This is a genomic window from Acidovorax sp. 1608163, from assembly GCF_003669015.1.
In the GTDB taxonomy this organism is placed as follows: Bacteria; Pseudomonadota; Gammaproteobacteria; order Burkholderiales; family Burkholderiaceae_C; genus Acidovorax.
Genome location: NZ_CP033069.1, coordinates 4,910,693 through 4,926,756, shown reverse-complemented (window position 1 = coordinate 4,926,756; position 16,064 = coordinate 4,910,693). Strand labels below are relative to the sequence as shown.

General features: G+C 64.8%; 11 protein-coding genes. 9 read left to right on the top strand and 2 right to left on the bottom strand.

Features of this window, described 5'->3' with window-relative positions; genetic code table 11:
- Positions 1-38 precede the first annotated feature (38 nt).
- Positions 39-1,118, bottom strand: coding sequence for an ankyrin repeat domain-containing protein (locus EAG14_RS22015; protein WP_162996069.1), 1,080 nt, complete (start codon positions 1,116-1,118; stop codon positions 39-41).
- Between the two features lie 1,483 nt (positions 1,119-2,601).
- Here EAG14_RS22015 and dinG point away from each other — a divergent pair.
- Genes dinG through EAG14_RS22000 form a run of 3 tightly spaced genes read left to right on the top strand, consistent with a single transcriptional unit; the run spans position 2,602 to position 5,685 of the window.
- Complete coding sequence (gene dinG / locus EAG14_RS22010) at positions 2,602-4,764, top strand: ATP-dependent DNA helicase DinG (protein ID WP_121730149.1); 2,163 nt, start codon at positions 2,602-2,604, stop codon at positions 4,762-4,764.
- 50 nt (positions 4,765-4,814) lie between these two features.
- On the top strand, positions 4,815-5,171 hold the full coding sequence (locus EAG14_RS22005) for a zinc ribbon domain-containing protein YjdM (RefSeq protein ID WP_099742552.1): 357 nt from the start codon (positions 4,815-4,817) through the stop codon (positions 5,169-5,171).
- Between the two features lie 7 nt (positions 5,172-5,178).
- Positions 5,179-5,685: a macro domain-containing protein gene (locus EAG14_RS22000; RefSeq protein ID WP_205603462.1), complete on the top strand. Its 507-nt coding sequence runs from the start codon at positions 5,179-5,181 to the stop codon at positions 5,683-5,685.
- A gap of 35 nt (positions 5,686-5,720) precedes the next feature.
- On the opposite strand, the gene EAG14_RS21995 is transcribed toward EAG14_RS22000, so the two are convergent.
- Positions 5,721-6,710, bottom strand: coding sequence for a M28 family peptidase (locus EAG14_RS21995; protein ID WP_205603460.1), 990 nt, complete (start codon positions 6,708-6,710; stop codon positions 5,721-5,723).
- 204 nt (positions 6,711-6,914) lie between these two features.
- On the opposite strand from EAG14_RS21995, the gene EAG14_RS21990 reads away from it, so the two are divergent.
- The 6 genes from EAG14_RS21990 (at position 6,915) to EAG14_RS21965 (ending at position 16,035) form a co-directional block, all read left to right on the top strand.
- Positions 6,915-7,235, top strand: coding sequence for a hypothetical protein (locus tag EAG14_RS21990; protein ID WP_121730148.1), 321 nt, complete (start codon positions 6,915-6,917; stop codon positions 7,233-7,235).
- Between the two features lie 58 nt (positions 7,236-7,293).
- Positions 7,294-7,974 carry a PolC-type DNA polymerase III gene (locus EAG14_RS21985; protein WP_121730147.1) on the top strand — a complete coding sequence of 227 codons (681 nt, stop codon included), beginning with the start codon at positions 7,294-7,296 and terminating at the stop codon, positions 7,972-7,974.
- 172 nt (positions 7,975-8,146) lie between these two features.
- Positions 8,147-12,109, top strand: a complete 3,963-nt coding sequence (locus tag EAG14_RS21980; RefSeq protein WP_121730146.1) for a WG repeat-containing protein — start codon at positions 8,147-8,149, stop codon at positions 12,107-12,109.
- A 302-nt stretch (positions 12,110-12,411) separates the two neighbouring features.
- Positions 12,412-14,097, top strand: a complete 1,686-nt coding sequence (gene leuA / locus EAG14_RS21975) for a 2-isopropylmalate synthase (protein WP_121730613.1) — start codon at positions 12,412-12,414, stop codon at positions 14,095-14,097.
- A 213-nt stretch (positions 14,098-14,310) separates the two neighbouring features.
- A complete protein-coding gene (locus EAG14_RS21970; RefSeq protein WP_099657269.1) occupies positions 14,311-14,832 on the top strand; it encodes a C40 family peptidase in 522 nt (173 codons plus the stop codon).
- Positions 14,833-14,928: 96 nt separating this feature from the next.
- Positions 14,929-16,035: a 3-deoxy-7-phosphoheptulonate synthase gene (locus EAG14_RS21965; RefSeq protein WP_121730145.1), complete on the top strand. Its 1,107-nt coding sequence runs from the start codon at positions 14,929-14,931 to the stop codon at positions 16,033-16,035.
- Positions 16,036-16,064 lie beyond the last annotated feature (29 nt).

The following is a 16,064-nucleotide window of genomic DNA, read 5'->3' as shown; positions in this document are numbered from 1 at the left end:
TAAACGCCCCTGGGCAGGCTCCGTGCTCATTCCGGCCATCACACCGTGGCCATGTAGGCCAGCAGGGCGTCAAAGTCCGCGCGGTCCTTGGGCGTCTTGTCCATGGGTTCAAAGCCTTTGTGCAGCAGCCCTACCAGGTGCTCGCGCCGCTGCACCAAGTCGGCCTGGTGCACGGGGTCTTGCACCAACAGTTCAAAGATGGCCTGCTTTTCCAGCAGGTGGCCACTGTGGTTGTCGTGGAAATACCCGGCGTTCAAGTCCAGCAGGTTGCCCATCTTGGGCATGCCCGTGGTCTTGGCCCCCTTGGCCAACAGCGACCGCACGGCCTTGGACTGGTGGTAGTAAATGGCGATCTCGATGGGGTAGCTGTGCTCTGAAAAGTCTTTGTTGCGCACATTCGGGTCCGCCCCGTACTGCAGCAGCAGATCCACGATCTTGGGCGCCGAAAAACGGCAGGCTTCATACAGGTTGGGATAGCCCCGGTGCAACAGGTTGGGGTCGGCACCATGCTGCAACAGCAGCTGGACGATCTTGGCGTTCTTCTTGGTCACCGCCCGGTTCAGGCACGAGGTGCCAGACGGCAGCATGCTGTTGGGGTCGGCCCCCTTTTCCAGCAGGGCCTGCACGGTGGCGGCGTTCTTGGCAAGGCCGATGGCCACGGTCAGCGCATCGCTGGGGTCGTTTTCTGCGCGGTCCGTTGCGGCAATGGTGCGGCCCACGCGCCCCAGTTGCGCCACAGGGGCCAAGGTCTTCATAAGGGCCATCACATCGGCAGGCGGCTTCTTCTTGCCGTGCACAAAGCCGTATTCCATGGTGCGCGCAATTTCGTCGTCCCGCAGGTCGGCATGCAGCGCATGGCACACCCTCGACAACGGCCCAATGAACTCGTCGGCATGCGTGGAGCCCGAGGTGAAGGCCGCATCGATCACCAGGCCAGCGCGCTCGCAATGGTCGAACCCCATGCCATCCGGCGGATAGATAGCCACCTTGCGGGCGGCAAAGAAGGCCTTGATGGAGTCCTCCAACGCCTCGCCAGGCGGGGCGCTGAACGCTGCATGCAGCGCATCGGCATCGTCGATGTGATGGCAAACCAAGGTGAATCGCGTCGTGTATTCCATGTTCCCTCGTCGATGGGCAGGCGCTTGCACGGGCTGGACTGTCAGGAAGCCTGCAGTGGCCATGATAGGAGCTCAGCGCCACGCAAACCCACGCGGGCAGCCCAGCCCATGCCCGGCACGCGGCAGCGCAGGGAGAATCCACCGATTTTTGTGATGGGCGGTGTATTCATCGTAAGAGGGATACCGCCACGCTGATTTGCGGGTTGATCCGCAAATCGGCTTTAGGGATTTTCAAAGACTGTGTTTAAGGTGAGCCCTGCTATTTTCAAATTCTATAAAGAAATATTTTACAAAACGACTGAATACATGAGACAACCTCTCTCAAATTCAGATTTTATAAAAATATCCAATACCAAATCAGCGGATTGATTTTGGATTAGAAACAGTGACCCACAGGCAGATGGAACATCTGAGCCTGTACCGTCTCAACAGGGTCAATCCACAGCAGCCGCGCATCTCAAACCATTGCAAAGCGAATGCAACGCACAGCAGGTCATCTTGGTCCACTGGTGGACAAGCAAAAAGCCAGCGCTCACTCTTTCAAAAATCCTTACAAACAATAGATCATCATTTTTATGTCTGCTCGGATTGCGTGCCCAAGGTGAGGGGGTACACACGCGGACCACGGCAGCCCCCCGTACATCCCCCGACCATGGGCCTACCTCAAACGGCGACCACGCACCCGGCCGCAGAGGCCCAACCCTATCGATTCACCCCCAACTCATTTCAAACTGAGGTACGGCGTTTTTGAAAGCGTTTCGGCACTTCATCAATTTTATTTGTATTTTTGATTCATCAATTTTCATGAAATTTGGATATTTTTATGCGTTGTGCATTAACCATGAGACGGCTAATCCAATGTCATCAAAAAATACAAAAATATCCACCTAAAAATTGACTGGTAGAACATGGATTTTTATTAAAAAAATCAATGATTTCGCCAAAAATAAAAAATCCAAAAATTAACAACATGAGTTCAGAAAAATCAAAATTCATCTAAAAAACGAAATAAGAAATTGAATTTTTAGAACCTGTATATTTTCGGAAAACAGGTTTTCATATTTTTCCATGAGGGTTTTTAATAATTTTCACTAATCAACACAGGGGTTCAAAAGTAGCCAGAAGGGCCATTTTTTGGCGATTGGCGGCTGCATGGCCTTGGACGGTCCTGCGGACTGACCCGAACAGGCCGGTGGCCGGGCGCAGAAAACCCAACGGAGGAAAGCGCTGTTCCGTGAGCTACTGCTTTTTCGGGGTTTTGCGCTTTTTGGGGGGCAGGGCGCCTCGGCAAGCCGCTTGGAAAAAGGGCGGCCGTCGCCAATGAAGCAGAAATGGCCTCTAGCGCTTACCTTGAAAGCGCTAGCAGCTATAAAAAACATAGCAAAAAACCAAGCCACCCCCCATCCATCCAACGGCCTCAGCAACCGCCAAACAAGGCGGCCAGAGCGGCCATGCCACACTCTCGCCCTTACAGCAGGTGGTTATGTCTTCTACAGAATGGGCCCAGGCGGCCCTGCAGTCGTTTGATGCGGTGGTGTCGGCCACCGAGGGGTTTCGCAGCCGCACCGGGCAGCGGCTGATGGCCGAGCAGGTGGCGCGCACCTTCAGCAGCGCCACGCTGGGCAAGGTGGATGAAGAAAGTGGCGAGGCGGCGCCCACGCGTTCCATCGCCGTCATCCAGGCGGGCACGGGCGTTGGCAAGTCGCTGGCGTATTGCGCGCCCGCCATTGCGCTGGCGCTGTCGCGCGGCACGCGGGTGCTGATCTCTACCGCCACGGTGGCGTTGCAAGAGCAACTGGTCAACAAAGATCTGCCCGCACTGGCCGCACTGATGCCGCAGCCCTTCAAGTTTGCGCTGGCCAAGGGGCGCGGGCGTTATGTGTGCAAGCTCAAGCTCGACCGCCTGGCGGGCACGGGCGAGGCCGAGGAAGAGGGCGAAGACGACCTGTTTGCCGAAGAAGAAGCCGCCGCCCGCGCCAAGCGCCCCCGGCACGAGACCGAGGCGCGCATCCAGTTCTATTCGACGATGGCGCAGACCCTGTCGAAAGGCGCGTGGGATGGCGACCGCGACAGCCTGGACACGCCGCCCGAGCCCGAGGTGTGGAGCCCCGTGGCGGCCGAGGGCGCCTCGTGCACGGGCAAACACTGCCCGGCCTTCAGCCAGTGCACCTACTACGACAAACGCAAGGAGCTGGTGGGCGCGCAGGTGATCGTGGCCAACCACGATTTGCTGCTGTCGTCACTGGGCGCGCGCGTGTTGCCCGAGCTGGACAACTGCCTGCTGGTGCTGGACGAAGCCCACCACCTGCCTGCCACAGCGCTCGACCAGTTTGCGTGCAGCATGGACCTGTCGCGCATCACCTGGATCGAGCGCCTGTCGAGCCGGGGCCTGCGCATTGGCGCGCTGCTGGAGGTCGAAGAGATTGCCGACATCCCCAAGCACTCGGCCCAGCTGCGGCAGACGCTGCAGGACCTGGCGCGCATCGTGATGGAGGTGTACGGCGCCCAGCTCAAGAGCCAGCCCAGCGCCTGGGGCCCGGCGCGCGTGCGCGTGCCACGCGGCGAATTGCCCGAACAGCTCATTGCGCCGCTGGGCCTGCTGGCCGCCAGCGCCGAGGGCTTCCTCGACGCCCTGCGCGCCATCAGCAAGGCCTTGCGCGCCGAGATGCGCGACAAGCCCGACGAGGCCAAGCGCCTGTCCACGCTGTACGCACAAATCGGCATGCTGGCCCCGCGCCTGGAAGCGCTGCACGCCACCGCGCAACTGCTGCTGCAGGATGCGCCCGAAGGCGCGGTGCCCGCCGCCAAATGGTTCACGCTGGAGGTGGATGGCGACTTCATCGTGGTCAAGGCGCATGCCAGCCCCATCCTGCCCGGCACCACGCTGCGCAACCACCTGTGGAGCGCGGTGCGCGGCGCGGTGCTGACCTCGGCCACGCTCACCAGTTGCGGGCACTTTGACTTCTTTTTGCGCGAGGCGGGCCTGCATGGCGACGAGGCCACCACCACGCTGGAGGTGCCCAGCCCCTTCAACTACGCCGCGCAGGGCACGCTGATTGCCGCCGAGACCCATGCCGACCCCAAGAACGCCGCGCAGTTCACCACCGAGATGGTCGATGCGCTGCTGCACGACATTGCCCGGGTGGAATACGGCGCGCTGGTGCTGTTCACCTCGCGCGAGCAGATGCGACAGGCCGTGGACGCATTGCCCACCGCCATGCGCAGCGTGGTGCTGGTGCAGAACGCACTGCCGCGCACGCAGCTGCTGCGCCGCCACCGCGAGCGGGTGGAGAACGGCGAGCCCTCGGTCATCTTCGGCATGCAGTCGTTTGGCGAGGGGCTGGATTTGCCCGGGCGCCTGTGCGAGTCGGTCTTCATCACCAAGCTGCCTTTTGCCCCGCCCGATGACCCGGTGGGCGAGGCCCGCGCCGAATGGCTGCGCGCCGTGGGCCGCGACCCCTTCAGCGAGCTGGTGGTGCCCGCCACCGCCATCCGCCTGGCGCAATGGGTGGGCCGCGCCATCCGCACCGAAGACGACCAAGCCCATGTGTACTGCTACGACAAGCGCCTCACGCGCACCAGCTACGGCCAGCGCCTGCTCAAAGGGCTGCCACCGTTTGCGCTGGAACAACGCGCGCCACTCTGAGCGCTGTAAAGTCGCCAGCCCTTTTCACCACTACAACCAGAAAGAAGCCCATGCCCCACACCGTGCCCGCCTGCCCCCAATGCGGCCAGGAAAACACCTACCCCGATGGCACCAACTACGTGTGCCCCGACTGCAGTTTTGAATGGCCGCAAGTGGCCGACACAGCAGACACCGACGCAGATGCAGGCGACGGCATCGTGCGCGATGCCAACGGCAACCCCCTGGCCGATGGCGACGCCGTGATCCTGGTGAAAGACCTCAAGGTCAAGGGCTCGTCGTCCACCCTCAAGAAGGGCACCAAGATCAAAAGCATCCGCCTGGTCGATGGTGCGGATGGCCACAACGTGGACTGCAAAACCGACCTGGGCAGCATGTTGCTGAAGTCGGAGTTTTTGAAGAAGGCCTGAGCCGCAGATGGCACACCCACCACTTCAAGATGCTGCACCCCAGGTGCCCGTGGTACGGGTGGTGCAGGGCGACTTGCTGAACCAGGACGTGGACGTCATCGTCAACGCCTGGAACCGCAACATCATCCCGTGGTGGTTGCTGGTGCCGCAGGGCGTTTCCGGAGCCATCAAACGCCGGGCGGGGTATCAGCCTTTTCGTGAGCTGGCACGCCATGGCCCCATGCCGCTGGGCAGCGCCATGCTCACCGGGGCAGGGCGGCTCCCGTACCAAGGCATCATCCACGTGGCGGGCATCAGCATGTGGTGGGTGGCCTCGCAGCAGTCGATCCAGAAATCGGTGCAATCTGCCATGGCCGTGGTCAATCAACAACGGTTCGCCTCTGTGGCATTTCCCGTGATTGGTGGCGGCACAGGCGGGGCACAAGCCGACCAGGCCTTGCAATGGATGCACGAGGTCTTCAACACCACACCCACTCAGGCAGAGGTCAGGGTGGTGAGGTATTCACCGCAGTAAACAGCGCCGGGGCCAAGATCGGCACGGGCAACTGGCTATGGCGCCTGCCGGGCCAGTTCAGTCACCACGCGCTCCACGCCCGACACCACGCGCGCCAGGCGCTCGAAATCGACCTTGTCGGGAGTGTCTTGGCTGCTGTGATAGTGCGGGTAGCGGTAGGGCGCCGTGTCCGTCACCATCAGTGCGGGGTAGCCTGCGTCGATATAGGCCGCGTGGTCGGAATAGTCCACACCGGGGATGAACCGGGGCGCCGCAATGCCCTCCGACGGAAAAGAGGTGTGCGAGCGAAACGAGCGCACCACTGTGCGCACCAGGCCCAGGTCGCCCGTGGCCCCCACAAAGGCGATGAAATTGCCCTCTGAGGGGTAGAGCAGGCTCAGAGGCCATGGGTACTTTTGCGAACCCGCTACGTCTGAGTAATAGCCCATGGTCTCCAACGACAACATGGCGATCACGCGGGTGTTTTGTGCCGCCAGGGCTTTGACATGGACCTGGCTCCCCATCAAAGGGGTTTTGAAATAGGGTGGCTCTTCGTTGGTGTAGAGCACAAACATGATGTCGGCAGAGGCGTCCCCCATGTCGCGCAGGCTGCGGGCCAACTCCAACACGGCGGCAGTGCCCGTGGCGTTGTCATTGGCGCCAGGGGTGTGGTGGGCAGAGTCGTAATGCGCGCCCACCACCACGGTGCGCTGGCCTGGGGCCGTGCGGCTGGGCAATATCGCCTGCAGGTTGCGCACCGGCTTGCCTGCCACGGTGTATTCCTGCCGTTCAACCGCATAGCCCATCAAAGCCAGTTGCTGTTCCAGATAAGTGGCCACGGCCTCCAACGCTGCGGGGTTGCGCAGGTTGTGCTCTTGTTGGGCAACGGTGGATACATGGGCACGCAAGCGGTCGGCCAGCACAGATTCCTGCGGCGTCAGGGCGGGCAATGCGCCCCGGTAGGAGTGCGATGGCATGGTGGTCATCACCAGCACCCCGCACGCCAGCACGGCCAAAACGCCCATCAATGCGGCAGAAATGCGCAACACACTTTGCAGGAGGCGGACCACGAACGGGTGAACTCGCATGGAAAATCGGAGGTTCTTTGGAATGAAGGACGGGGGAGCGCTTTGGCGCTTCCCTGTGATTCTCCGCGACAGACCGCCCCTTCCATGCCGACCCCAACCAAACCGCGACACACCAGATACGCCCGCCACGCAGCATGCACAGCATGGGCCTGGGGTGCCATCGTGCTCTCGTGCCATGCCGCAGGCGGCACTGGCGAGTACCCGCTGCCTTGGCCTACTGCAGGCGAGGTACTGGTCTACCGCTCTTGTGGCTGCGGCGATGCGTGCTGGGTGGCCGAGGTGCGCGATGCGCGCAAGCGCACCGTGAAGGCCCGGCTGCGCTGCGACTGTGAGCAACTGCACGCCAGCGTGGCGCCCGGCCTGAAAGAGACCTTGCATGCTGAGCGCTGCGAGGCCATCTATCCCGAAGGCGGCGACGCCGACAAGGCCGACAAGCCCACCGCGATTGCCCGTGCGCTTCGGCAGCTGCTGGGCCGCCGCTGAGCGGCGATACTGCCAAAGCACGCAACGCCTGCGGCCCTCTCCGCGCCACACAGATCCCATGCCTCCCATCGCCGTCATCGACTTTGAAACCACCGGTATGTCGCCCAGCCAGGGCGCGCGTGCCACCGAGGTGGCCATCGTGTTGCTGGAAGGCGGAAAAGTGGTGGACCGGTTCCAAAGCCTGATGAAGACGGGTGTGTGGATACCGCCCTTCATCACCGAGCTGACGGGCATCACCAACGCCATGGTGCAAGAGGCGCCCGAGGCTGCCAGCGTGATGCGCGATGCGGTGCGGTTTGTGGGCGACGCGCCCATGGTGGCGCACAACGCGTCGTTCGACAGCAAGTTCTGGCAGGCCGAGCTGGCCCTGGCCGACACACCCGCGCCGCAGCCCTTTGCCTGCACGGTGCTGCTGTCGCGACGGCTGTACCCCCAGGCGCCCACCCACAAGCTGGGGCCGCTGGTGCAGCACCTGGGCCTGCCGCGCGCGCAGCGGGCCCACCGGGCGCTGGCCGATGCCGAGATGGCCGCCGCGCTGCTGGCGCGCATGCAGCACGACCTGACCACCCAATGGCAGCTGCCAGCGGCTGACTTTGTGCTGCTGCAAGGCATGCAGCGCTGCGCCCTCAAGGCCCTGCCGCAATGGCTGCAGCGGCAGGCCAAGGCCAAACCCAGGTCCACGGCAGCCACCGCGGCGGCACAGGCCACCCAGCAGCAGATGTGTTTGCTATTTGATTGATAGCTGCTAGCGCTTGATTAGCAAGCGCTAGAGGCACTTTTTTATCTAATTCACCAAGCCACTGAGGGCAGGGCAAAAGTCTGGGCTTGTCGGGTTCATGCCTACGGGTGCAAATGGTTACCACGGGGGCCGGGGGGCGTGGCTACGATGCCGCCCGGAGGAACACAACCCAATGACAATCACTGCACCGGCAACGCCATGGCTGGCCAAGGTACCGCTGGGGGCGGACGGGCAGGCACACGCGCTGCTTATCGTGCACGTCGACCAGGCCATCGCGCCCACCCCGGCGCTGCGCCAGGTGGTGGAGTTTGAGGACAACGGGCAGGGCGGTTTCATCAGCGCGGCGCAGGCCCTGGATGGCCGCTGGGGCTACATCGATGCGCAGGGCCAATGGCTGATTGCGCCCACGCTCGACAACGCGCGCGGCTTTTCTGACGATGGACTGGCCCGCTTTTGCCGCGACGGGCGCTGGGGCTACATCGACCTGCTGGCGCAGGAGGTGATTGCGCCGCAGTTTGAAGACGCCCGCCCCCTGCGCAACGGCCTGGCCGCTGTGAAGGTGGGGCCGCAGGGCTGGCGCATCATCGACCGCCAAGGCCGCTTCACGTGCGAAGCCCGCTTTCACCAACTGGACAACTTTGGAGCCGTGGGCCTGGCACTGGCCGAGCAGTGGGACCCGCGCAGCCACCAGCGCCTGCGCGGCTATGTGGACCACCAGGGGCAGTGGGTGATTGCGGCCCGCTTTGCGCAGGCCCGTGCCTTTGACGACCATGCGGTGACCGCAGCCTCTGTGGACGGAGAAACCTGGGGATTGATCGATGCAGAAGGGGAGTGGGTGCTCAAGCCCTGCTACCCATGCATCGAGGCCTTCAACAGCGAAGGGCTGGCCTACTACGACGAGCCGGACAGCTGGAACAACGGCCACGGCTACCTGAACACCCGGGGCAAGGTGGTGGTCAAAGGCGGGCGCCACCTCAGCCGCCACATGGCCTGTGGGCTGGTGGCAGACAGCGATGACGGCACCCGCTTTGTGGATGCCCACGGCAAGCTGCTGCAGGGCCCCGCGCTGAGCTACGCCAGCGACTTTCGCGCCGAAACCGAATGCGCCGTGGCACGGCTGGCCAGCCCCGCCCAGCGGCCAGAGCCCGCCACCAGCGCCTGGGGGCTGCTGCACACCAGCGGCCGCTGGGTGCCCGCAGCGCTGGGCCTGCTCGAGCCCCTGACCGACGGTGACGGCTGGATACCCAACACCCTGCCCGACACACCGCTGGTGCCGTTCTTGACCACCGACGGCCACTTGGCCTGGATGGACAAAGAGGGCCAGGTGGTATGGCGCGCAAAGTACGAAGCGGGACAGGTGTCGCTGCGCGACACGCAGGGCCACACGCTGTGGTGCAGTGGCCCCTTGCCGAACTTGCCGCACTGCAGCGCACCCCGCCCGTTTTTCCATCGGTCTGCCAACGACCACCTGGAGCAGATCGACTGCGTTGACGATATAGCCCGCTACGCCCAGGCCCTGGCCACCGACGCCGAAGAGCGGCTGCACCAGCTGGCCCAGGGCCTGCCGAAGCGCAGCGCCACCGGCACGCCCGACGCCGATGGGGAAGAGGAGGACGGCGAAGACAACGACCCCCACGCGGCCGACCAGCGCCACACGGTGGTCGTGCGGCGTGTAGCCCGTGCGTACCTGAGCGAAGAGCACAACGGCCCCTACGCCTTCATGGGCGAAGGGCTGGCCCACGCCGTGGCGCAACTACGCCAAGCGCTGCACGAGCGCTTGCAAGCCCATTGGGGCCCGGCCGACCCCGACCCAGAGCACGCAGCCCCCTGGCAGCACAGTGGCACCCCCATGGCCGCCTGGAGCCTGCCGCTGCGCCAACCCCTGGTGGCAGACACGCCGGACAAGCTGGTGTGCGTGCCAGAGGCCAACACCCTGTGGCTCAGCCTTTACCCCCGGGCCGACACAGGCGATGGCGATGCCTGGTGGGAGCTGTGGCTGATGGCGGCCCCGAGTGTGGACGCACTGCAAGCCGCGCAACACGCACGCGATGCACGGCGGCCCATGGCTGCACCCAGCCCCCCTGTGCCCAGCGCTGAAGGGACACCGCCAACCAATAGCCCACCCACCACACGCGAGGCTTGGCAGCGCGCCGTGCAGCAAGACCCCAGCGCCATCGGCCACGTGCCTACCGCATGGCTGGACGATGCCCTGGTCGACGAGGCATTGGCCGCAGCCCCCAAGGTGCTGGGCGATATCCCGCACGCATGGCACACGGCCGAGCGGCTGCACGCCCTGGTAAGCCAGGGCCTGGCCCAGGCCCGCGAGATTCCACCGCACTGCATGACGCGGGACGCGCTGCTGCTGGCACGCGAGCGGTATGCCGGAGACCCCGACTGGGACTGGCACGACGAGCGCTGCAGCCAGCTCCCCTCCCTCACCCCCAACCGGTGGGACCACAACAGCCTGTACGACCTGTGGGGCTGCCTGCTGACCCCGGCCCTGGCCCTGCATGCCGTGCAATGCGGCGCCCCGCTGCGCGATGTGCCGCACTGGCTGCGCACCGATGCGCTGGAGCACGCCGCGCTGCAGGCCGACATCTACAACATCAGCTACATCGCTGCTGACAAAGTCACCCCCGCACTGGCGCAGCGCGCCGTGCAACACGACTACGGCCGCCTGATCACCCATGTGCCCCTGGCACTGCTCACGCCCGCGCTGTGCCTGGCATCGGCCCGCGCCAATGGCCTCACGCTGCAAGACATCCCCGAGCCCCTGCGCAGCACCGAGGTGTGCGTGGCCGCGCTGGAGGACCGGCACGATGTGTTCCACCATGCCCCCCCAGGCCTGGCCGTGGACGTGACCACCCGGCTGATCGACAACGACGTGGCCCGTGCCCGCCAGCAGGGCGAGCCCCGCCATGGCAGCCACTGGCACGTGCAGCGGGCCTGGGCCCACCTGTGGAATCAGCAACCTGCGCAGGCACTGGAAGACGCCCTGCGCGGCCTGCCAAACGCACGCTACCCACAGCACGCGCATTACGTGCTGGCCAGCGCCTACCGGGCACTGGGACACATCCGGCAGGCGGCGCTGGAGGCATCGACCGTGCTTTCGCTGCAATCGCCCTACACCGCCGAGTGGGACGCGCACGAAGACACCACCTGGCTGGCCCCCTTGGCGCGCGAGCACATGCAGGCCGCGGACGAGGCCACGCTGGTGCAGCAGTTGCAAAGCCACCCCCGCTCGCTAGCCGACGTGCCCCGTGCGCGCATCACCCACGCCATGGTGGACGCCGCCCTGCAGGCCGACGAGAGTGCCGTGTGCTTTGTGCCCAAGCGGCTGATGACCCCCGCACGCTACGCCGCTGCGCTGCGCCAGGGCGTGAAGACCCTGGAACAGATCCCGGCCCCCATGCTGAGCGAAGAGGCCTGCGCCGACCATGTGCGCGAGGCGGGGTGGCGGCTGGCCGATGTGCCCACGCCATGGCGCACCGTGGCGGTGTGTGCCGTGGCCATGCACGCCAGTGCCAGCGCGCTGCAGCATGTGCCCGCACGCTTGCAGCCCCAGGTGCTGCAAGCCGCCCAGGCCCTGGCCGTTCAGACCGTCAGCGACAGCCAGGAGCAAGGCGCCATCGCCCAAAGGCTGGCAGAGCAATTGGCCGGGCAATGGCAGGCCTTGCAGCGCACGCCCGGCATGCCGTGGATGCAGCGCGCACGCAGGCAAGGGGGCTGGGTGGCGCTGCTGGCAGGCAGCCTGGTCCTGACCCCATCTTCCCAAACGGCCACGCGGGGCGGCCTGGTCGGCTTTGCGCAGCAGCGCCCCGTGCTGGCGTTACTGCTGCACCTGTTGGGCGGCGCGTGTGCGCTGGTGGGGCATGCCTTTGTGTCGGTGGGCGCGTGGCGGGCGGAAGGGGCCTGGGCAGGGCTTGCCAGCTTCACGCTGTTGGGGTTTTCTGAGCTGTATTGGGCCTGGCGCTTCGTGTGGGCCGAGCCCGCGCGCCCCCTGCTGGGCACCACCGCAGCCTTCGTCGCCGCCTACGTGCTGTGCTGGTGGCCGCTGTACCGCAAGGCAGGGCAAGCGCTGACACCGCCACGTCCAGACCGCACCTGCCCCCCAGGCACATGGGGGGCAGGCTGAACAGGTGGTTTGGGGCCTGTGCTAACATTTTGGTTCTTATGCAACGCAGCCTGTCCCTGTTCACCCTATCGCTAAGCCTACTAGTGCTCGGCCGGGGTCTGCCTGCGTTCGCCTCTTTTGTTGCCACTTCGCGCAACACCTGACTTCCCCCTGACCCCGGCCCACAAACCAGCCTTTGCACACGCAAAGGGCTGTAGGGGATGTCGTCCGTTCGTTGAACTTTGATGACCCCGTGCCGGGGTACTGCGCACACACTTCACCCCGCGCGGCCCTGGCAACCACCGTTTGTGGAGCCTTTCATGATGATCGCCAAACCCGCTACCAAGTACCAAGGCATCGCCCCCATCAATTTGCCCGACCGCCAATGGCCCAGCCGCACCATTGCCCGTGCGCCCATCTGGCTCTCGACCGATCTGCGCGACGGCAACCAGGCACTGTTCGAGCCCATGAACGGCGAGCGCAAGATGAAGCTCTTTCACGAGCTGGTGCGCATCGGGTTCAAGGAGATCGAGGTCGGCTTTCCGGCCGCGTCGCAGACCGACTTTGACTTTGTGCGCCGCCTCATCGACGAAAACCTGATCCCCGACGATGTGACCATCATGGTCATGACCCAATCGCGCGAAGACCTGATCGCGCGCACCGTAGAGGCGGTGAAGGGCGCGCCCCGCGCCATCGTGCACCTGTACAACGCCACCGCGCCTGCGTGGCGGCGCATTGTGTTTGGAATGAACGTGACACAGGTGATGCAGCTCATCGCACACCATGTGGGCTACCTCAAGCAGCTCACCGACGCGCAGCCGGGCACACAGTGGACCTTGCAGTACTCGCCCGAAACCTTCAGCGCCACCGAGCTGAATGTCTCGCTCAAGGCCTGCCAAACCGCTATTGCCGCATGGAACGCAGGCCCCGGCCGCCCCATCATCATCAACCTGCCCACCACGGTGGAAAACGCCACGCCCAACGTGTTTGCCGACCAGATCGAGTGGATGCACCGCCACCTGGTGCCGCGTGAGCACATCGTGCTGTCGGTGCACCCGCACAACGACCGGGGCACCGGCGTAGCTGCCGCCGAGCTGGCCATGATGGCCGGGGCAGACCGCGTGGAAGGCTGCCTCTTTGGCAATGGCGAGCGCTGCGGCAATGTGGACATCGTGACGCTGGCGCTCAACCTGTACACCCAGGGTGTGTACCCGCACCTCGATTTCTCGGACATCACCGCCGTGGCGCGCGTGGCCGAGGAATGCACCTCGCTGCCCGTGCACCCGCGCCACCCGTATGCGGGCGACCTCGTGTTCACCGCGTTCTCGGGATCGCACCAGGATGCAATCAAGAAGGGCTTTGCGGCGCAAGACCCGAATGCTTTGTGGGAAGTGCCTTACTTGCCCATCGACCCGGCGGACCTGGGCCGCACCTACGACAGCGTGATCCGCGTGAACAGCCAGTCGGGCAAGGGCGGCATTGCCTTCTTGCTCGAACGCGAACACGGCGTGGTGATGCCCCGGCGCATGCAGGTGGAGTTCAGCGCCGTGGTGCAACGCCACACCGACACCAGCGAAACCGAAATGGGCGCCGCCCAGTTGTGGGAGCTGTTCCAGGCCACCTACCTGCGCGCACCGGCCGAGCCGGCCGTGGTGTGCCACAGCCACCGGCTGGACGAAGATGGGCAGGGCATTGAGCTGGATGTCTCCATCGAAGGCGTACGCCAGACGCTGCGCGGCCAGGGCAATGGCCCCATTGCCGCCACAGTGGACGCACTGGGCCTGCCCCTGCGCGTAGACCACTACGAAGAACGCGCCACCGGCACCGGCGCCAACGCCCAGGCGCTGGCCATTGTGGAAGCCGCGATGGACGGCGTGACGGGCTCCACCTTCGGTGCGGGCACCAGCCACAACATCGTCACCGCCTCGGTGCAGGCCATTGTGAGCGTGGCCAACCGGCTGGCCCAGCGGCGCCCCCAGGCCCAGCCCCAGGTGGCGCAAAGCGCCTGAGGCGCGGGGACGGTCCAAAGCCCGTTCTGGGCACTGGGCAACGCATGCAAGACACCGGTCACAAGCCGGTGTTTTGCCCCGCATCGTTTACTATGAATAACATAGCTTTTAGCGCTTGCTGGATGCGCCTTACAGGCACTTTTTACGATAAATAACCTTGCCCCAGCCAACGCCTAGGCCCCATGCGGGCAAGCATCCGTTAACCTTCGGGCCATGCGATCTTTCCATCGATCTTTCTGTGCTGTGTGGCTGGCCTCAGCCGCCGTTTTGCTGGTGGGCTGCGGCACCGTGCGCCCACCGTCCTCCGGCTCGGCAGATGCAGCCCCCTGGCCCACGCAGCGGTCTGTGGGCACCACGCTGTCAGACGAGCAAGCCCACGGCATTGCCATCCACGCCCTGGGGCTGGTGGGCACGCCTTACCGCTACGGCGGCAACACCCCCGAATCGGGCTTTGACTGCAGTGGGCTCATTGGCTACGTGTACCGCAACCAGGTGGGCACCGCCCCACCACGCACGGTGGCTCAGCTCAGCGGCTGGGGCCAGGTGATTGACGGCAGCGAGCTGCGCACCGGTGACTTGGTGGTGTTTGGCCGGGGCCGCAGCCCCTCGCACGCCGGGATCTATGTGGGGGAGGGGCGCTTTGTACATGCGCCCTCTACCGGCGGCGAAGTGCGCATGGACCACCTGGAATCCAAATACTGGGCGCGACAAAACGCATCGTTTCGCCGGCCTTGAATTCGGAGTCCCTTGCCAGGGCCGCGCCCGCATTTGACGGAGCGCACCCCATTGGCTTTCGCGAGGGGCCCGCCGCGCCGCGCGACAATCGGGGGCATGACCCACGCACACCGCTCTGCCAACCCCATCTCCACGCACGACACCACCCGCATTGATGACACGCGCATCAAGGCCGTGCGCCCCCTCATCACGCCCGCCCTGCTGCAAGAGTGGCTGCCCACGCCCGATGCGGCCCTGACGCTGGTTGAATCCAGCCGCGCCGCCATCTCGCGTGTGCTGCACGGGCAGGACGACCGGCTGGTGGTGGTGGTGGGGCCCTGCTCCATCCACGACCACGCACAGGCCATGGAGTACGCCCAGGCCCTGAAGGCCCAGGCCGATGCACTCAAGGACGACCTGCTGGTCGTGATGCGCGTGTACTTTGAAAAGCCCCGCACCACCGTCGGCTGGAAGGGCTACATCAACGACCCACACCTGGACGGCAGCTTTGCCATCAACGAAGGCCTGGAGCTGGCGCGCAAGCTGCTGCTGGACGTGCTGGCCACCGGGCTGCCCGTGGGCACCGAATTTTTGGACCTGCTCTCGCCGCAGTTCATCAGCGACCTGGTGAGCTGGGGCGCCATTGGTGCGCGCACCACCGAGAGCCAGAGCCACCGCCAGCTGGCCAGCGGGCTGTCGTGCCCCGTGGGCTTCAAGAACGGCACCGATGGTGGCGTCAAAGTGGCCAGCGACGCCATCCAGGCCGCGCAGGCGGCGCACGCCTTCATGGGCATGACCAAGATGGGCCAGGCTGCAATTTTTGAAACGCGTGGCAACCAGGACTGCCACGTGATTCTGCGCGGCGGCAAGCAGCCCAACTACAGTGCGGCCGATGTGGATGCCACCTGCGCCGTGCTCAAGGCCGCAGGCCTGCGCGAGCAGGTGATGATCGACGTGAGCCACGCCAACAGCAGCAAGCAGCACCAGCGCCAGATCACGGTGGCGGCCGAGGTGGCCCAGCAGATTGCTGCGGGCGACGCCCGCATCACCGGGCTGATGATCGAAAGCCACCTGCAAGAAGGCCGCCAGGACATCGTGCCCGGGCAAGCGCTGCAAAAGGGCGTGTCGGTGACCGACGCCTGCATCAGCATGGCGCAAACGGTGCCGGTGCTGCAGGGCCTGGCGGCAGCAGTGCGTGCGCGCCGGGCGCTGCGCAAGGCATAACCCTCAGCCCAAATGGCATGGCGGTAATG